19 protein-coding genes are annotated in these 19,650 nt (G+C 32.2%); 17 read left to right on the top strand and 2 right to left on the bottom strand.

Going from position 1 to position 19,650, the window contains the following annotated elements; translation table 11 throughout:
- Positions 1-54 precede the first annotated feature (54 nt).
- The 4 genes from OK18_RS07900 (at position 55) to OK18_RS07915 (ending at position 2,780) form a co-directional block, all read left to right on the top strand.
- Positions 55-516, top strand: coding sequence for a hypothetical protein (locus OK18_RS07900; protein WP_050021733.1), 462 nt, complete (start codon positions 55-57; stop codon positions 514-516).
- Positions 517-678: 162 nt separating this feature from the next.
- On the top strand, positions 679-1,383 hold the full coding sequence (locus tag OK18_RS07905; RefSeq protein ID WP_050021732.1) for a MotA/TolQ/ExbB proton channel family protein: 705 nt from the start codon (positions 679-681) through the stop codon (positions 1,381-1,383).
- Positions 1,384-1,464: 81 nt separating this feature from the next.
- Positions 1,465-1,863: an ExbD/TolR family protein gene (locus OK18_RS07910; protein WP_053327656.1), complete on the top strand. Its 399-nt coding sequence runs from the start codon at positions 1,465-1,467 to the stop codon at positions 1,861-1,863.
- Between the two features lie 32 nt (positions 1,864-1,895).
- Positions 1,896-2,780 (top strand): energy transducer TonB, encoded by an 885-nt coding sequence (locus OK18_RS07915; RefSeq protein WP_053327657.1) that lies wholly within the window; start codon positions 1,896-1,898, stop codon positions 2,778-2,780.
- 12 nt (positions 2,781-2,792) lie between these two features.
- On the opposite strand, the gene OK18_RS07920 is transcribed toward OK18_RS07915, so the two are convergent.
- Both OK18_RS07920 and OK18_RS07925 read right to left on the bottom strand, forming a co-directional pair.
- Positions 2,793-3,185 (bottom strand): hypothetical protein, encoded by a 393-nt coding sequence (locus OK18_RS07920; protein WP_053327658.1) that lies wholly within the window; start codon positions 3,183-3,185, stop codon positions 2,793-2,795.
- A 70-nt stretch (positions 3,186-3,255) separates the two neighbouring features.
- Positions 3,256-4,659 (bottom strand): nucleoside recognition domain-containing protein, encoded by a 1,404-nt coding sequence (locus OK18_RS07925; protein WP_053327659.1) that lies wholly within the window; start codon positions 4,657-4,659, stop codon positions 3,256-3,258.
- A 654-nt stretch (positions 4,660-5,313) separates the two neighbouring features.
- On the opposite strand from OK18_RS07925, the gene OK18_RS07930 reads away from it, so the two are divergent.
- The 13 genes from OK18_RS07930 to OK18_RS07990 all read left to right on the top strand — a co-directional run bounded on the left by OK18_RS07930 (position 5,314) and on the right by OK18_RS07990 (position 19,543).
- The gene (locus tag OK18_RS07930; protein WP_053327660.1) at positions 5,314-5,658 is read left to right on the top strand and encodes a hypothetical protein; all 345 of its coding nucleotides are present in this window, start codon (positions 5,314-5,316) and stop codon (positions 5,656-5,658) included.
- A gap of 31 nt (positions 5,659-5,689) precedes the next feature.
- Positions 5,690-6,577, top strand: a complete 888-nt coding sequence (locus OK18_RS07935; protein ID WP_082129162.1) for a peptide arginase, FlmR/OhkR family — start codon at positions 5,690-5,692, stop codon at positions 6,575-6,577.
- The gene (locus tag OK18_RS07940; RefSeq protein ID WP_053327662.1) at positions 6,567-7,799 is read left to right on the top strand and encodes a lanthionine synthetase LanC family protein; all 1,233 of its coding nucleotides are present in this window, start codon (positions 6,567-6,569) and stop codon (positions 7,797-7,799) included. Before OK18_RS07935 ends, OK18_RS07940 begins: the two co-directional genes overlap by 11 nt.
- A 6-nt stretch (positions 7,800-7,805) precedes the next feature.
- Positions 7,806-8,732, top strand: coding sequence for an LLM class flavin-dependent oxidoreductase (locus OK18_RS07945; RefSeq protein ID WP_053327663.1), 927 nt, complete (start codon positions 7,806-7,808; stop codon positions 8,730-8,732).
- The gene (locus OK18_RS07950) at positions 8,729-11,893 is read left to right on the top strand and encodes a lantibiotic dehydratase (RefSeq protein ID WP_053327664.1); all 3,165 of its coding nucleotides are present in this window, start codon (positions 8,729-8,731) and stop codon (positions 11,891-11,893) included. The genes OK18_RS07945 and OK18_RS07950 overlap by 4 nt, the downstream gene beginning before the upstream one ends.
- Positions 11,886-12,941, top strand: coding sequence for a lanthionine synthetase LanC family protein (locus OK18_RS07955; RefSeq protein WP_053327665.1), 1,056 nt, complete (start codon positions 11,886-11,888; stop codon positions 12,939-12,941). Before OK18_RS07950 ends, OK18_RS07955 begins: the two co-directional genes overlap by 8 nt.
- Positions 12,938-15,166 carry a peptidase domain-containing ABC transporter gene (locus tag OK18_RS07960; RefSeq protein WP_053327666.1) on the top strand — a complete coding sequence of 743 codons (2,229 nt, stop codon included), beginning with the start codon at positions 12,938-12,940 and terminating at the stop codon, positions 15,164-15,166. Before OK18_RS07955 ends, OK18_RS07960 begins: the two co-directional genes overlap by 4 nt.
- Positions 15,156-16,040 carry a hypothetical protein gene (locus OK18_RS07965; protein ID WP_156173242.1) on the top strand — a complete coding sequence of 295 codons (885 nt, stop codon included), beginning with the start codon at positions 15,156-15,158 and terminating at the stop codon, positions 16,038-16,040. The genes OK18_RS07960 and OK18_RS07965 overlap by 11 nt, the downstream gene beginning before the upstream one ends.
- Before the next feature lie 139 nt (positions 16,041-16,179).
- Positions 16,180-16,407 (top strand): class I lanthipeptide, encoded by a 228-nt coding sequence (locus tag OK18_RS07970; RefSeq protein ID WP_053327668.1) that lies wholly within the window; start codon positions 16,180-16,182, stop codon positions 16,405-16,407.
- A 33-nt stretch (positions 16,408-16,440) separates the two neighbouring features.
- A complete protein-coding gene (locus tag OK18_RS07975; RefSeq protein WP_053327669.1) occupies positions 16,441-16,650 on the top strand; it encodes a class I lanthipeptide in 210 nt (69 codons plus the stop codon).
- A gap of 28 nt (positions 16,651-16,678) precedes the next feature.
- Positions 16,679-16,885 carry a class I lanthipeptide gene (locus OK18_RS07980; RefSeq protein WP_053327670.1) on the top strand — a complete coding sequence of 69 codons (207 nt, stop codon included), beginning with the start codon at positions 16,679-16,681 and terminating at the stop codon, positions 16,883-16,885.
- A 29-nt stretch (positions 16,886-16,914) separates the two neighbouring features.
- Positions 16,915-17,112: a class I lanthipeptide gene (locus OK18_RS07985; protein ID WP_053327671.1), complete on the top strand. Its 198-nt coding sequence runs from the start codon at positions 16,915-16,917 to the stop codon at positions 17,110-17,112.
- Between the two features lie 190 nt (positions 17,113-17,302).
- Entirely contained in the window at positions 17,303-19,543 is a 2,241-nt protein-coding gene (locus OK18_RS07990) for an outer membrane beta-barrel family protein (RefSeq protein WP_053327672.1), read from the top strand.
- Positions 19,544-19,650 lie beyond the last annotated feature (107 nt).

Below are 19,650 nucleotides of genomic sequence, written 5' to 3' on the forward strand. Positions count from 1 at the left end.
TCTTTGTCTAAAACGTTTAACAATCATATTATTACAGTTCTTTTTTAAGAAAAAATGAAAGGGATTTTAAAAATTTACCATCCGGATGAAACGCTAAAATACAATATCAGAAATACTTATTGTAAAGCGGTTTACAGCAACCAGCAACATTTTTTAGAGGTTGAAATTATTACGGATGACAGTTTGGATCATGTAGATGATGATTCATTACAGTACAACTTTCCGCAGCTTTCACTGGAAGTTTTCGATTTCCCTATCGAATCTTCGGAGATAGAAGGCAAAACAATCAAAATCAATGATTCTGACGAGGAAACCTATACAGAAGTCGATTTATTCGATGATGAAGATGCTTATATCTATGATAATGAGCTTCTTTTTGAAAAGAATGAAGAGGGAGAGCTTCAGGTAATCTGGAAGGGAAATATTGATGATTTCTATACGGGATCCGATAACCCTATTCCTTTCAGGTTGAAATGCGAATTCAGACAGGATGATATCGAAGTAGACGAGGATTAATTCCTTTCCGATACCCTATTTTACCAGATTTCTTTTCAAATTATTTTTTTGGAGAGAAATTTGTTGTTTGTATATCATAACAAATTTTAAGCAATTTTTAAGATATCAATTAATAATATTCCACTACATTTGTCGTTGAAACTTTTATAAAAATTCACATTAATGCTGTTAACGGAACTTACTCAGATTTTATTTGCACAAATCGCTACACCCGCAGTTGCTACAGACAATTTAGAATTTTCATTTTGGAAGATCATGTTCCATGGAGGAGCTTTCGCTAAAATAGTGATGGTAACCGTATTGCTGCTGGGCGTATTTTCTTTATACCTGTTTTTTGAAAGGTTTTTCTTTATTAAAAGGCTGACCTCGAAGACAGATTCCAACTTTATGAATAATATTGAAGATTTTATCAAAGCAGGAAAGATTGAGGCAGCAAGTGATTATTGTAAGACGCAAAATTCCCCGGAAGGGAGAATCCTGGAAAAAGGAATTTCAAGATTAGGTCGTCCTGTTTCAGATATTGTAAGTGCAATGGAGGCTCAGGCTCAGGTAGAAGTGGCCAATATGGAGAAAAACCTTAACCTTTTGGCGGTAGTTCCGAGTATTGCTCCGATGTTAGGACTTTTAGGTACCGTAATCGGGATGATCATCGCCTTTTTTAATTTGTCCCATGCTACCGGATCTTTTTCTCCGAAAACCCTTTCAGAAGGTATTTATACGGCATTAGGACAAACAGCAGTAGGTTTGGCAGTGGCTATCCCGGCTAACTTCTGTTATAATATTCTTTTGACAAGAATTGATAAGTTTGTATTAAAAGCCCAGAATATGTCAGGCGAGTTTTTAGACCTTATCAACAAACCTTTATAAATCTTTCTTATGAAATCGCAGTGAAAGGGATTTACACCGTTAAGCGATTCCATCTGACCCTTAAAATAGCAGAATAAACAGATGAAAATTCAGAGAAGAAATAAAGCAAACCCGGAATTCAGTTTAGCAGCGATGACAGATGTTATCCTGTTGATGCTGATTTTCTTTATGGTAACGTCTTCTGCAGCCAATCAAAGTGCCATTGATGTAAACTTACCGAAAACCGGAGCTGTTGAAGATAATATACCCAATCCTGTTACCGTAAGTATCAAACCCGATGGGTCTTATTTTGTAGATGATAATCCCGTGAATAGAGGAGAACTGGAGCAGGTTATTATAGATAAGCTGGCCGGTCAGGAAAAAAAATCCTTTACCATCAGGGCAGATGAAAATACGCTGCATAAAGACGTTGTTTTCGTAATGGAAATTGCTGAAAAACATAAGATTAATATTGCTATAGCAACAGTTAAAGATAAATAATATACCGGATCGCCGGAAGAATGACTTTTAAGATGAGAAGCTATACTGCCAACAGAAACGAAGAAAACAAGGATAGAGTAAAGAGTGCTTTGCTTTCTGTCTTTATTTGGGCTGCCGTTTTGCTTTTTGTTTTTTTATATAAATTAAAACCGGAACTTGATAAAGAACCCGAAGTGGTGACTACCATGCTCGTGAATTTCGGGGATAACAGAAATGGGAATGGAATTGAAGAGCCGGCAGAACAACCCGGAAGCTTGGCTGCTGCCACGGAAGAAGTAACTCCCGAGCCGGCGGAAACTCCTGTTCCCGAAACCAAAACAGTAGTAAAACCAGAGCCTGCTCCCGAGCCAAAGAAAACAGAAGCTAAGGAAAAGATTATTACAGGAAACAGTTCAAAGAATACCGTTTCTAAAAAAGAAGACTCGAAAAAAGCGGAAAAGAAAGAAGCAACAAGCAATAGCGCTTCAAAAAACACCAAAAAGTCAGGAGCTGCTACGGCAAATGCCAAAACAGGAAATGGTGACGGAAAAGGAAATGCTGCTATTGGCAACCTGATTAAAGGAAGGGGCACAAAGGCGGGAAGCCAGGGCACCGGGCAGGGAATTGGAAATGCAGGTGATCCTTTAGGTGGTGATGGAAATGGGGATAGTAAAGTGGGAATCGACCGAAAATTAGTGGGATATATTCCGGGAACAATGGGTAGAGGTGGTGCTCAGCCTTCCCATAGCTGTACGGCAAGCGGATCTATCACTATTGCTTATACTGTAGATAAGGCTGGTAACGTAGTCTCTGCAAGAAGGGCCGGAGGAATCTCGGATCCTTGTGTGTCATCTACTTCCATAGCCTGGGTAAAAAAATATGTAAAGGCAGAGAAAGCCAATACATCCTCTACCGGAACCTATAAAATTACATTCTAACATAGAAAGCGCTTATTCAAGTGCTTTTTTTAATTCATTGATCCTGTTGATGACCGGAAGAGCAAAAATCCCGCTGGTCTGAAGATACAGTTCATAAAATGTCTTTGCCTTATCCTGAAAATCTTTATTGTGCTCTCCTTTGCTTTTAAAGTAAAAAAGATTCCCAAGCATCTCATAATAATCTTTATGATCTCTTTCCTGTTTCTGGCTGACCAGGGCGATCATGTCTTCCTTAGTCATTGAAGAAACTTCTGTGAAATTCATCTTGAAAATGTTCCGCATCAGCGTATCAAAATCCAGTTCTTTCTGCAGTAAACTTTCTTCAGGTTTGTCCAGGATCAGCTTTTCCAAAGCCTGGGTAAGTTGACGGATGAGTCTTAATGTAAATTCTTTATCTGTGATCATAATGGGTAATTTTATTGCTGGTTGTTAGTTGTTAGTTTGGAGTGATGTGCGGCATCAACCATCAGCTTGATTAAGCAAAGAATAAATAAGCCAAAGCAATAGAGGTAATAATTCCCACCAAATCGGCCAGAAGCATGGCAATTACAGTGTATCTTGTATTCTTTACCGCTACGGCCCCGAAATATACGGCAATCACATAAAACGTCGTATCTGAGCTTCCCTGGAGAACAGCAGCCAGCTTACCCTGAAAACTATCTGCTCCAAAAGTAGCCATCGTATCCACCATCATTCCTCTTGCTCCTGACCCGGACAAAGGCTTGATTAAAGCCGTTGGAAGCCCATCCACGAAACGTGGGTCAAGGCTTGCTGCGTTGGCTACCCATTTCATTCCATCAATAATCACATCAAATACTCCGGACGTTCTTAATAAAGAAATGGCGATCAACATCCCTACCAGATAGGGAATAATCTTTACACAGGTTGTAAAGCCTTCCTTTGCTCCTTCAATAAAGGCGTCAAAAACGTTGATCTTCTTGTAGACGGCTCCAAGTACTATGGCGAGGAAAATGAAGAGAATGAGCCCGTTACTTAGAACTTTACTGAAATCATCCAGCTCATCTTTGCTCAGCTGCACCAGATATACCACCAGCAAGGCGATAATAGCCGAAATACCACCTACATAGGCAATAACCACCGGACGAAGAAGGTTGATCTTCTGATATAAAGAAACAATAATCATTGCGGCCAGCGTTGCAGCAAAAGTGGCAATCATACAGGGAAGAAATATATCGGTAGGGGTTTTGGATCCCATTGAGGCCCTTATGGCAATAATGGAAACAGGAATTAAGGTCATTCCACCTGCATGAAGGCAGAGAAACATGATCTGCGAATTACTGGCCGTATCTTTATTGGGATTTAAGGTCTGCAGGCTTTCCATGGCCTTTAATCCAAATGGTGTGGCTGCATTATCCAGGCCAAGAAGGTTGGCGCTGAAATTCATCAGCATATGTCCGAATGCCGGATGATTTTTCGGGATTTCCGGAAATAATTTTGAAAAGAACGGCTGGATAAACCGGCTTAAAAGATTAATCCCGCCAGCTTTTTCAGCAATACTCATAAAACCCATGAAGAGTGTCATGATTCCAATCAATCCAAGACAGATTTTTACTGCTGTTTCTGAAGTTCCGATCACCCCATCCGCTTCCTGAACACGGTAAATGTTTACATTTTGCTTTAAAGAATCTGTTTTATAATGAATTCTGCTGTCTGCAAAATCATTTTTCTTTATCAGGCTATCCTTCACAACAGGAGACAGGCTGCTCATGGGCTGGGTTGCGATCTTTACCGTGTCACCGCCTTTTCCTACTACCATATCATTGAAAATGGTTTTGTAATGGCTTGACGAAATGTATTTTATACTGGCAATGGCAATGGCAATGATAATGAAAGCCGACCAAATTCTGCTGAGAACCATTCGATTGATTTAATTGTTTAAACTTATCAAAAATACTTTAAATCACAAAAGGCACAAAAGAATTAAACTCTTAAGTTTTTGAAAAGTGAAGAGAATTCTACTGAAGAGATACTCAAGTTTTTGAAAATCATTTGTTTTAATATAATAGTCGTAAAGTTTTTAATGGAAGGTATAAAATTTTACGTTCTCAGAGGCGTTGGCACTTAGCAGAGCGCTTTATATTTTGTAAAGATAGTAGTTAGAAAAACCTTAAGATAGGCTTTAACCAAATATAAAAATCAATTAGATATGGCTGTATTCATCTGTACGCCTGCTATACACCTGCTAAGCAAGAGAAGAATTCCGGTAACCAGCCCATAACAGAGAATCATCATGATCCATGGAATTGATATTAAAGATTTACATTGTAGGTATTGGTTGTTTAATTGCTTTTTGTGTTATACTGATCAGAAAACTTTAAATAACTCTATAAATAATAATGTCCTGCAAAAATCTACAGAAATATAATATACTTGAAGACGAGTTACATAAGAAACAAAAAATACATCTTATATAGAATCTTGGAATATTTTTAAGTCATACGTAAGAGAAATATCAGATTTTATATTTCATTTTTAATAAAATTAATCCTATATTTGATTAGTTGAAACTTATATGAAAAGCTTATTTGTAGCGATATTTTTTTTAATACTTGATAATTTTTGTTGTCAATCTGTTAAATATTTGCAAAATGTAATTATTCCTTCACATGAAGGAATGCTAATTCGTGCCCCAAAATCAGCAGCACATATGCAAATAAAAAATTTATCTTTTGAAAAAGTGGTTCTCAATTCTCCATTGAAAGTTCCTGATTATATTTTATCAAAGTCTGAGTTTAGCTATGTACTTCCAAAAAAGGGATACATTTACTTTTATAATTATTCTGCTTCAGACATTACTATTCAGTTAGATATAGAAAGTAAAAAACAATTTATTATTGAAAAACTAAAAACTAAATAAAGAATCACACTCTCACCAACTCCCAAAATTTATGAAAACAAAATGTCATGTCATTGAGGAACACAATGAAGCACTTATAGTTTGGATAAAATATATTAAAAATAATCAGATTCCTCCCTCACATAATTTTCTATTACATTTTGATGACCATTCTGATATGTCCATTCCTAAATTTGACGAAAGCCTTACAGGGATATTCCAAAAATCAGATGATGATATTGTGGACTTTGTAATGAGAAATATTACAATAGAAACATTCATTGTATCTGCATGCTTTCTAAAAATTTTTGATAAAGTAGACTGGATTCAGATAGATGGTGTAACGAGCTCCAGACAAAATTATGTTACCTCTTATAATGATGATGGTAAAAATATAATTTCCGGACTATTAATGTCTGAAGAAAATCCTTTTTTGCAAAATAAAACATCACATTGTTATACTTTTAATAAATTTTCAGAAAAGACATTCTCTTATAATGAATCTCCCGATACAGTTTTTTTTCTGGATATTGATTTAGATTACTTTTCCTGTGAAGTAAATCCGAATTTAGCAAATGAAGTTGTAATAGAAATTTCAAAGGATGAATATGATAATTTTAACTCTAATTTTTATCATCCGGTAAGGTATCTTGTTAATAGGGTTGAGGTGATGACTCAGGATGAAAAGTATTATTTAGTGATCAACTACTATCACGATGTAATTCCAAGCCCCAGAAAAGTTGATAATGATGCTATTTTGTATAGGCTCAATGATTTGAAAAACAAGTTACTTGAAATTCCTGTTTCCCCCAAAATTATTACGATTTGTAAATCAGTAAATAGCGGATATCTTCCCGAAGATCAATGCGAGTTCATTCTGACTCATCTAATAAACGTATTGAATGAAATTTATGATTTAAATGTTTGCTATGGATATTAAAGAATATACTCTAGAAATACTTGACTATATCAATATAATTTATAAGAAAAATACAGACCATTATTCTGATATATCTCTTATGAATGGAATTACCAGTCTTGCTATTGCCAATTTGACTATAGGGATAAAAACCAATAATACTTATTATATAGAAATGTCTAGAGATATTATGGAAAATGTTTTGGATAGGATAAATACTGATGAATATGGTTTGAAGAATACGGTTTCTTATTGTAATGGTTTTGCCGGAATATGTGAAGCATTATGCTTATTTTCTCATAAGAATATTATAGATTTCAATTCAGAGGATTTGGAGGATTTAGACGAATTTCTTTTTGAGAATGCCATTTTGCTATTTAGTAGTAATAATCCGGACTATCTCCATGGGGCAATGGGTGTATTATATTATTTTTCTAATAGATATGATGGAAATACAGGCAAAATTGCAGATTATATAGAATCCCTGATAAAAAAATATCAGGATATGATAATTTCTGATGAAAAAGGAATCAGAATAACAAACAATGTGTTATTAGACCAAAAAAATCGGGAGTTTAACTTTAGTTTGTCTCATGGCTTATCAGGACATGTTGTAATTTTTTTAGAAATATATAAAAAATACCCTTCTCCTCATATTCTGACAATTGTTGAGGGAATTGAGAAGTATATTAATTCTTTTAAAAAGCAACCCAGTTCAGGAAATAATGTTTATAAGACTTTTTTCCCAACATTTATTGTTGAGGGAGAAAATATTCTGGAAGATCCTGAAAATGCTGGATATAACTCTAGATTAGCGTGGTGTTACGGAGAGTTAAATTATGCGATGATGTATTTAAAATTAAATGAGGTATACAAAGAAGTAAAATATTTAGATACGGCAAAAGAAATTTTAGAAACCACCATATATAGGAACAACCCCGAGGAGGCAAGGGTAAATTCTCCATTCTTTTGTCATGGGGCATCCGGTCTTGTTGCGCTCAATATGTATTTTTATAAAAAAACCCAAAATACCGAATATCGCAAACTAGCAGATTATTGGAAAGAATTTACGATGAGTTCATTTCCGAAAGAAGAATTGTATAAAGCTATAGATCATAATCCGTTTTGCTTACTGGAAGGTGGGACGGGCCTCGTCATAGGGCTGTCCGCATTAATTGAGGAGGATCATTCTTTTGATCTTAAAGAGAATATGACGTGGGAAAGAATATTATTATTAAACTAAAAACACATGAACAAATTAAAACTGGGAATATTAGAATTCGGGAATATAAATTCAGAATTCAGCAGTTTAGGGAAAATATCTGATATATTGGATTTGACTGTGGAGGCAGACCGTTTGGGATTTTCCAAATATTGGTTTTCTGAACATCATAATTATATTAATGACGACCCATGGTCTAATCCACTCGTTTTACTACCTATCGTATTGAATAATACTGAAAATATAAATGTAGGTTTAGCCGGTATTCTGCTGAATTTTTATTCATCCTATGAAACAGCGATGCACTTTAAACTACTCAGTAATCTTTTTCCTGACAGGGTAGATTTGGGAATTGCAAATGGCAACCCTCCCATTAAGATAAAAAAAATGTTGACAGATAATGAATCATACAGCTTAGACCGGGAGAACACGATTCCCCGAAAAATAAATGAATTTTATGAGATGTTCCACAATGAACATAACTTTTCAGAGTCTAATAAAGTAGTTATACCTCCTTATCAGGGTGAGATTCCCAATGTATATTTTCTATCCTCAAGCTTCGATAATATAGATACAGCAATCAGGTATAAATTACATTTTTCAATGTCTATTTTTCATTCTGTAAAAGAATATGATAATACTAAGCAGCTGATTTTGCAGAAAAGGGAAGAATACTTTGATAAAAATGGATTCTATCCTAATATAAATGTTGCATTTACAGGGGCTTGTGCTGAAACTATTATTAAAGCTGAAACTATTGCCAAAAACTCAAAAATAGATCTTGTTAATGCGGTAGTAGGTACTCCGCAACATTTTCATGAAAGATTATTGGAAATGAAGGAATACTTCGGGGTCAATGAATTTATTTTCAGAGATGTAGCATTGGAAAGTGAAGATCGTCTGAATACTTTAAACTTGTTAAGTGATATTTTTCAACTAAAAAAGCAACCATGAAATTTGATATAGACCATTTTGGTAAATTTATACACAGATCACCAGTCCTATCTATTAATGAATATTACAAAGCGTCATCAGGCGACATATATTTATTTCTTAAAGATTTTTTTTCAAATCGTATAGTACAAACTGCTTTATATAATTCTTCGTATAATTTTTATAATGAAGTACTCTTCTTTTTAGAGGGGAAATATGATGGAAATGATGAAAAGCTGTATAAGTTTTATAGCAAAGCTTTAAAATATGCCAACAGAATGTGTACAAGACCCACTCCTTTTGGAAGCTTTTCGGGATGTACAGTAGGGGATATTGAATATAAAACAAGCATAAAAAGATCAGAAGATGGAAGACTTATCAGAAGGCATCGCTTAGACTATGAATTTTTATACGGTCTTGTTGTAAGTTTACTGAAGAATACTAATATTAAAGAACATATAAAATATTATCCTAATGACTCTATTTATATTGTAGGAGATAAATACAGATATGTAGACTTTAATACTGAAAGCGGAGAGCTGAACTATCTGTTATCTTCATTGGAAAAGAATGAATATGTTGATGAAATATTAGAAATTGCAAATACAGGATGCTATTATGAGGACTTTGTAAAATACCTGGTAGAAGAAGGGAACGAAAAAGAAGAGTCGGTGAACTTCCTGAATGAGGTAATTGATTCAAATATTATACTTCCTGAAATTCATCCTAATACTATAGGTGCTGAATATCAATATCATGTGTTGGATATTTTAGAAAAAGTTATCAAAAGGGATGGGGTTGATCATGAAATAAAAAAAATACATAATAGCTTAAAAGATATTGTTCAAAAGCTGGATTCTATTTCAGATAAGGACTATTCTGTGGACCATATGGAAGATATAATATCTGCTATAAAAAGCCTGCCTGTCGGTTTTGATACAGGAAATTATTTACAGATTGACACTTCTATCTTGTATCAAGACAATCATTTATCTCATCAAGAAGTTCAGAACATAAAAAAGGGACTCAGGGATTATTTTAAGATTTCGCAAAAGTCCTTTGAAAATAGAAGGCTTAGTGAATTTATAAAAAAATTCGAAGAGAGATACGAAGATACACCTGTAAAGCTTCTTGAGGTACTGGATCCTGAATTTGGGCTTGGATATGGAGATTACTCAAATGAGTTTTTGGTTATAACACCTATAGTAGATCATATACCTGTATCAAATAAAACGAGTGACAAATCATCATTTGTATGGAATAATAAAATCCATTCCTTTTTATTTAGAAAGATATTTGAAGCTCATAAGAATAATGCCGATGAAGTTGAATTGTTTGAAGAAGAAATTAATGACTTTGAATTTGATATACAGGATATCCCTTCTACATTTGTTGCATTCTTTAATATGTACCATACTCCTGAAGGATATTTATATAATTTTAAAAATTGGAGTTCAGATACGGCTGCTTCTATTATAGGAAGATTTTCTACACTGGATGAAACATTTCATGAGCTGTTGTCAAATATTGATAATTTCGAAAAAACCAGACTGAACTCAAACCAGATATTGGCAGAAATCAATCACCTTTCCGGGCTACGGATTGGGAATATAACGACCAGGACAAGTTTCAGAGAATATGAGATTCCTTATATCACTGTAGATAATAATAACGGACTGAAAAAGATATATCCTAATGATATTTACGTAAGGGTTTTTAGCGGAAAGGTGAGGTTATTTGATATCCGTTCCGGAAAGGAGATTATCCCGGTGTTATCCAATGCTCATAATTATAACAACAATCCTTTGCCATTATATCGGTTTTTATCTGATATTCAAAATCATTCTCAAATCAACGATCTGTCATTAAATATTGATCTCGGAATTATTCCCACTTTATTTAACCATATTCCAAGAATAAGGTATAAAAACTTTATCTTCAGAACTGCAACATGGATACTTCAGGCAAAAGATTTTAAAGAAACGCTTGAGATTAATGACAAAAATAAAAGAAAGGAAGCGCTTATAGCCAAGTTAGAAAGCCAAAGAATTCCAAAAGTATTTTATGCTACTGATGGGGATAACAAATTGTTTTTAGATTTTTATTCTCTATACGATGCATCAGAGCTTATTTTTAAGGATGAACTAAGGAAAAAAAACAATTTAATTATTGAAGAATATATCCCCAAGTCCTATCATGAGGAATTGAAAGCATCTGCAAATGGCTTTTACTGTAATGAAATGATAATCCCTTTTAAAAACAATGCTTCTAAGGTTTTTAATTATAGTGATTTTGGGTATTTAAGAGAAGATATTCTCCAAAATGAACATACAGATGTGCCAATAGGAAATAACTGTGTGTATCTGAAGATATTTATAGGAACAATCTCAAGAAATAAAATATTAAATGAGAAATTTATATATTTCATTTCTCAGCTAAAAAATGAAAATTTATTTGATTATTGGTTTTTTATCAGGTTTTCAGAAAACAATAACCCTCATCTGAGAGTACGTTTTTTCAAAGATCAAATAGATAATAATAGGATATTGAATATATATAATGAGATCTTCAATGAAGAAATAAAATCTAATATTATTTATAAGTCTGAACTGACTCTTTATAAAAAAGAAATCATAAGATATGGAGGAAGTGAGTTAATAGGTTATGCAGAAAGAATATTTGAAAAAGATAGCGAATTGTATCTTAATCTCAGCCTGCTTCTGGAAAAACAGGGTCTAAATGAATATTATTGGATATTTATTATGAAAACCATGTATATTTATTTAAGAGCCTTTGATCTGAAGGATAAAGAAAAAATAGCATTCTGCACAGAAAATAAAATATACTTTGCAGAAAAATTCAACGCTAATAAAGAGCAAAACAAAGAGATTCTGCTGAACTATAAGGAACATAAAAAGCAAATAGAAGAATTTTTGGATGATCATATTTTAAGAAACAAATACCCGGAGATCGCAAATCTTTTTGATACTTTTTTTCTGCAATTAAAACAAATTACAGATAGCTCATACCAAAACAAAGAAAATAAAAAAAGTTATCTGATGAGCTTGATTCATATGTCTGTCCTCAGGAGTACAATATCTAAGAATGTAAAGCACGAATATATATTATATTGTTTCTTGGAAATGTATTCTAAAAACCTGATGTATAGTAAAAATGTCTAAATATAATATAATTCAGTATTCGGAATACTTAAAAGGGATTATTAATGAAATACAGAAACCAGAAGCTTGTTATGGAAAACAAGGCCTGATTTTATTCTATTTGTACAAATACAAAATATATTCTCTTCAGGAAGATTATGATTATTATAATGTTCTTATCGAAGACTGTATAAATGAATTGATAGAGAATAATGATTTTATAGGGATAGTTGAATTTTTATACCTAAGTTTATTATATAAAGAAGAGTTCCAGGCAGAATATGATTTATCGGAAATTATTGAAGAATTTGAAAAAATTGCCTATTCATATATGTTAGGATGTTTTCAAAGAAATGATCTTGACGGTTACGCTGGTGCGGGTTATCCAATGAACTATTTTTTGCTTAAACCCAATAAAAATGAAGATCTTATAAAGCTTTTTCGTTCTTTTATAAAAAAAAATATTATTAATAACGATAAAATAAGTTACATAAAACTGAATGATGATACCAAAGCATTTGATTTAGGAATCACGCACGGATTATCGTTTATTATTAAATTATATGTTGATTTTTTTAATAGAGGAGATTTAAATGAAGATGATTTAGTCATTCTTAATCGGTTTATTAATTATATAAAGGAGAATTATAAGGCTTTTGTTGTAAAAGATCAAGCCTGCAATATTGTCTATGGGTGTTTAGGGATCTTGTATTGCCTTTTGATGTATAGGAGTGCTTTTCAGGATGCTCAGACGGATATAATAATATCAGATATTTTACAATATTTGTCTGAAAATAGACAGAATATCTGGTCCCTGAATAATAATACGCTTATGTATGGTAACTCCGGGATTATTTTGTTTTATAATATAATTAGCGATAAAATAGCTCCGGAATTCTATAAAGATGTAGTATTTTGGAACGCTAATATTGATAAAGTGCTCAATGATAATTTAACCATGGAAAGTTACTCTTTAGCTGAAGGAAAAATTGGCCTGTTTATAACTTATATGAGCCAGATGATTAATGATTACCGTTTTATGAACTTGTTTTTTATTAATAAAATATGATAGGCTTAAATAACTATGATAAATTTCCTTTTTATAAGCAGATAGATTCCAAAGACTGCGGTCCTACGTGTATCCGTATTGTAAGTAAATATTATGGAAAAGATGTAAGTCTGTCTCAGCTTAGAAAGCTTGCCCAAACCACAAGAGAAGGAAGTAGCTTATTAAACTTAAGTGAAGCCTGTGAAAAAATTGGATATAGGACTATAGGAGTACGAACAGATTTTGATACACTGGTAGAGGATGTACCTCTTCCGGCAATAGTGATGTGGAACAAGAATCACTTTGTGGTTGTATATAAAATAGAAAAGAAGAGAAAAGATACGCTTGTGTATGTTTCAGATCCGGGGTTTGGATTGGTTAAATTTAAAAAAGATGAGTTTCTTAGACATTGGATAGGGAATAATGCCGACGAAAAAACGAGAGAAGGAATTGTTTTGACACTGGAGCCAAGCCCTTCTTTCTTTGCCAATAAGTTTGATGATGAAAATATAGAAGCGGGGAATAATAAAATCAATCTCAAGTTTATTATTGCTTATTTAGCAAAATATAAGAAACTTATATTTCATCTTCTTTTAGGTCTTTTTATAAGTAGTGTAATAACACTGATAGTTCCTTTTCTTACCCAAAGCATTGTAGATATAGGCATTGCCCAGAATAATATCAATTTTATTTATTTAATACTGCTTGCTCAGATATCACTTTATATTGGTAGAGTGAGCTCGTTAGCCATCAGAGAATGGATATTTCTTCATTTAAGTACGCGTATCAATTTATCGGTGATTTCGGATTTTTTTATCAAATTAATGAAATTACCCATTAGCTATTTTGATTCCAGAATGACCGGGGATTTGATGCAGAGAATCAACGATCATGAAAGAATTGAAAAGCTCCTTACCAATAATAGTCTAAATACCATATTTTCACTATTTAATCTTATTGTATTTTCTATTGTTCTCTTATACTATAATGTAACACTGTTTTTTATTTTTGCTATAGGCTCTTTTTTATATTTTTCATGGATTTTCTTTTTTTTAAAAAAAAGAAAGATATTAGATTATAAAAGGTTTTCTCAGATTTCTCAAGAGCAAAGTACTGTTATTGAGCTTATAAATGGTATGCAGGAAATTAAAATGCATAATGCAGAGAGACAAAAAAGATGGGGTTGGGAAAAAATGCAGATAAGCCTGTTTAAAATTAATCTGAAAGCACTTTCTTTAGAACAATGGCAATCTATTGGTGGTGATTTTATTAATCAACTAAAAGATCTGACGTTAACATTTTTTTCTGCAAAATTGGTTATAGACGGTCAGATTACTCTAGGGGCGATGTTATCCATCCAGTTTATAATTGGACAGTTAAATAATCCTTTAATAATGATTATCAACTTTATCAAACAATTTCAGGATGCTGATATTGCTATTGAGCGGCTTAATGAAATCCATAATAAGGATAATGAGGAAAACAAAATATATTCTTCTTTCGAAAATGGGGATATTAAGCTAAATGAGGTGGCCTTCAAATATAATGGTACCAACGAATATATTTTTAATGGACTGAATATCAGGATTCCTTATAAAAAAACAACAGCAATTGTAGGAACTAGTGGAAGCGGAAAAACAACATTGCTAAAGCTTTTGTTACAGTTTTATCCCCCTAATCAGGGATCAATAACATTAAATGAAACGCCATTTGAAAATATCTCTCCTTCAAGATGGAGATCAGAATGTGGGGTAGTAATGCAGGACGGATATATCTTTAATGATACAATAGCTAATAATATTGCCTTAGGAGAGGCAGATCATATTTCGATGGAAAGACTCTGGCAAGCAATAAATATAGCGAATATTGATGAGTTTATAGAATCACTTCCATTGGGCTTAAATACTAAAATCGGAAGTGAGGGAATGGGAATAAGTGGGGGGCAGAAGCAAAGGATTTTAATTGCACGGGCAGTATACAAATCTCCTAAATATATCTTTTTTGACGAAGCTACCAGTGCTTTGGACGCAAATAATGAAAAGAAAATTATTGAAAATTTGGAATCCTTTTTTAAGGATAAAACAGCAATCATTGTAGCTCATAGATTGTCAACAGTAAAACATGCAGATAAAATCATTGTAATGGAAGATGGTGAAGTGGAAGAAGAAGGGACTCATAATGAGTTAGTTGAGAAAAAAGGAAAATACTATCAATTAGTTAAAAATCAATTAGAACTTGGAAACTGATAAATATACATCCCGAGACATACAGCTAAGATCAGAAGAAGCAAATGATATATTAAATAGTCCTCCCCCAAAACTATTGAGGGTGAGCAATATAATTATTTTCTTTATTATGATAATCATTCTGGTTTTGTCGTTTATAATCACTATTCCTATATACTCTAAAATCCCTATTCAGCTTAAACCTTTAAACCAGTCATTTATTATCCAAAGTGGGAAGACAGCTCTAAAAAACCTTGTAATATCTCCTATTCAAAGTCAACCAATAAATAAGGGACAAGTATTGATAGTCTCAGATTCTACTGCTAATTACCCTGAAATATTAAAACTTAAATATTTTATTGAGAAGAACCTGAATACCAAAACAGTCACAAAGCCTCCTCAACGGAGTGCTTCAGACTTGGGAACTCTAAAAAAAGATTATCTAGAGTATACATCCGGCAAGAAATCCCCTACGGAATTTTATAAAAGTATAATTTATTGGGAAGATACTCATCTGATTACTTCTGATTCTAAAGGAACTCTATCTATTGAGATGGATGATGAAGGAGGGGTAGAGTATATGATTTATCCTGAAAAAGGAATTGACCATAGTATAAGATATCTGATAGCAGAACTATCGCCTGATGAAATGAATCAGTTAAAAGGGAATCATTATTTTCTGACTATAGTTTCTCCAAGAAATTATCAAAATAAAAAGATTAATATATCACTTATTAATGAAAATTATGTAAGGAATAATGATAAATACAGTGTATTATTTAGAATTAACGGGACTTCATTAGAAGGAAATAACAGGATTAATGGATATATAAATATTCTAACAAGTAATAAAAAAGTAATTTATCTTTTATTACCTTTTTTTGATAAAAAGTAAAGGCTGCTGTATTTTTATAAATAATAGTGGGTTAAAAGTTTTATTTTTTATGAAATTTTCACTTTTTTTTGAGAAAATAGTTGGATGTTAAAAATTTTTTTTATATTTGATTAATTCAATAACAGATGAATTAGTTTCCATGAAATCAATAAAAAAAACACTAAATCTTAAAAAAGAAACCCTTATAAAATTACAGGAAAAGCAAATGAAAGCCTTAGCCGGTGCTGGCGATATGTCTAATAGTGAGTATAATGAGCTTGCCCTTTTGGATAATTCGTGCTGTAAAAGATCATGTAATGTTGCCGGCATTGAAATAGGATTGGAATTGCTGGATGAATCATGTTGTAAAAGAACCTGTAACAGATAGAATATCAAAAACTAATTATAAAAAATAATAATTATGAAAAACAATCAAAACAAAAAAGTATTAAATCTTAAAAAGGAAACCCTTGTAAGATTACAGGAAAAGCAAATGAGAGCTTTAGTAGGAGCAGAAGAAATGTCTAACAAATCCGGAGTTTGCGGGAATACTATTGAGGTGCCCATTGGAATCCTGGGATTAGCTGCAGCTGGAGACTCTTGCTGTAAAAGGTCTTGTAATGGTAAATAATAAACACTAACACTATAAAAAGCATTTTATGAAAAACAATCAAAACAAAAAAGTATTAAATCTTAAAAAAGAAACCCTTGTAAGACTACAGGAAAAACAAATGAGAGCTTTGGTTGGAGCAGAGGAAATGTCTAACAAATCCGGAGCTTGCGGGAATACTATTGAGGTGCCTATCGGAACCCTGGGACTAGCTGCAGGAGATTCTTGCTGCAAAAGATCTTGTAATGGCAAATAAAAGAAGATACTAACTATAAAATAATAATTATGAAAAAAGATCAAAATAAAAAAGTATTGAATCTTAAAAAAGAAACCCTTGTAAGACTGCAGGAAAAACAAATGAAAGCTCTAATTGGGGCTGCTGAAATGTCTAACAATTCGGGAGTTTGTGATAATACAATTAAAGTTCCTATTGGAGGACTAGGAGCAGTAGCTGCTTCTTGTTGTAAAAGATCATGTAATTAGAATTCAAATTAAATAAATATAAAAATAAAGCCCTGATTCAGGGCTTTTTAATTAAATAAAAATGAATTTCATAAGATCGCTTATCAATAAACTTTTCTTATTAAGCTTATTATCATTCTCTCTCTTAGTCTATTCACAAATCTCTGTAACGGGTCATGTGAAATCTCCCAATAATGAGTTTCTTCCTAATATGTTAGTAAAAATAAGTACTGATAAGACTACGTATAGTTCGTTAACAGACTATACTGGAGCTTATAAGCTTACGGTACCGGAAAAAGGAAATTATACTTTAAATGTATTTAAAAATAATGTTTTATTATCCTCCGAAGAGCTAAACATCCAATCTGATATAAATAAGGAATTAATTATCAATAATGGTGAAAAGCTGATTGAAACAATAACCCTTCTCTCGCAGAAGAAATTGATAGAACGGAAGATTGATAGAACGGTTTTCAATATAAACAATTCATCGATGAGTTTGGGAACAAACCTTTTTGATGCACTGCAGCAAGTACCTATGATAAGGGCTGATGAAAATTCAGGAATCTCCATTACAGGAAAATCTAATGTATCGGTTATGATTAATAATAGAATAATAAATCTATCATCCTCAGAGTTGATAAGCTATTTAAAATCATTAAATTCAAATGATGTTGACAAAATTGAGGTGATTACATCTCCACCCGCCAAATATTCTGCTCAGGGGAATAGCGGCCTTATTAATATTGTATTAAAAAAAGATAATACGCAAGGATTTAAAGGTACATATTCTTCTTCCGTTATTTCAAGAACATGGAATTCTTTTAACAATAATTTAAACCTAAGCTATAAAAAAAATAAAATCTACACTAATCTCAAATTAAGATATGAAGATTACAGGAAAAGATCTGTGGAAAATTATAATATCGTAGGGCCTACTTCTTCATATAGTAATGATTTGAGAACAGATTTTGGGAACTCAAAAGGAGCATCTCTTAATTTAGAATACAAAATAAATAGTCAGTCTACAGTAGGTATTAATAGCGATTTAAATTACCTGCATTCCAATATGAATATAAATAATACGACAAATTATTATATTGAAGAGAGATTTAACCAGACTTTGCATACCTATACTGAAAATCGAAAGAAAAATACTTCTTTTACTCTGAATGGCTATTATGATTTAGCTTTTGGAAAAGAAAATAAAAATAAATTAAATGTACTAATCAATTACTTTGATTATGATCCCGTTACAAATGTGAATTTTGCTACATCTTCTGTAAATGATATTGATAGTGTAAGGACCTATTCAGGTGTTAATTATAAAGTTTTTTCAGGGCAGTTTGACTTCACTATTCCCACTAAATTTGCAAATATTGAAACAGGAGCAAGATACTCTTCTATTAAAAATTTATCTAACGTTGAATATTATAATTTTGATTATGATAATTCTATTTTTATCGAGAATAAAGAAAGAGCTAATCAGTATAACTACAAAGAAGATAACTATGCTTTATATATAAGTGGAACAAAAGAGTTTGAAAAATTCTCTGTTAAAGCAGGCCTAAGGTATGAGTATTCTGTGATTGACGGAAAATCAGTTACTTTGAATAAAACGAATACATATAAATATGGCAGGCTATTCCCTACATTTTATTTTGATTATAATATTAACGATGATAATGATATATCTTTTTCATACAGTAAAAGAATAAACAGACCCGGATTCAGAGCAATAGATCCTTTTAGATGGTACTCAAACCCTTATTCTTATATGAGTGGAAACCCGGAATTAATGCCATCCTATAACCACAATTTTGAATTAAATTACACATATAAGAACTCACTATCCATAGGAGCATATTTTCAGAGGTTGATTAACGGATTCGACCAGATAACAAATTTAGATGGAATGTATGAAGTTAGCACCTATAAAAACTTTTTTAATCAAAATAGTTTTGGGGTAGATATAAGTTATAATAAATATATTTTCAAATGGTGGCAGGGATATTATACTGCAAATTTGGCATATTCTACCTCTGATATAGAAAACCCTTCTATTATTGCTCAAAAAGGTATTGGAATAAACTTTTCCATTACCAACAGTTTAAGGCTGAACAGCAATAAAACATCCTATTTAATTCTTGCATATAATCATTCTTTTCCATCAAGAGAAGGAAATACATATTATCTCCAAAAAAGTAGCTTTGATATAGGATATAGACAGGCACTTTTGGATAATAAATTACAGCTTTCCATTGCGGTTAATGATTTATTCAGACAACAAAAATTTAGAGGAGAGGTTTATTTTAAAGATAATACGCAATATTATAACAATTATTATGATAATAGAAGAGTTACTTTTGCAGTCACATATAACTTTGGCGCTTTAAAAGCTAATAATAAGGCTAAGCAGGTTGACTTTAAAGAAAAGGATCGTGCAGAATAATTTATCAATCACATTATTAATATAAAAGAGGAGACCTTCTTGGTCTCTTTTTCCTTTATCTAAAAAACGTTGTCCACAAAACCTTCTGATATTAGATTGTTTTCATG

This window comes from Chryseobacterium gallinarum (assembly GCF_001021975.1).
In the GTDB taxonomy this organism is placed as follows: domain Bacteria; phylum Bacteroidota; class Bacteroidia; order Flavobacteriales; family Weeksellaceae; genus Chryseobacterium; species Chryseobacterium gallinarum.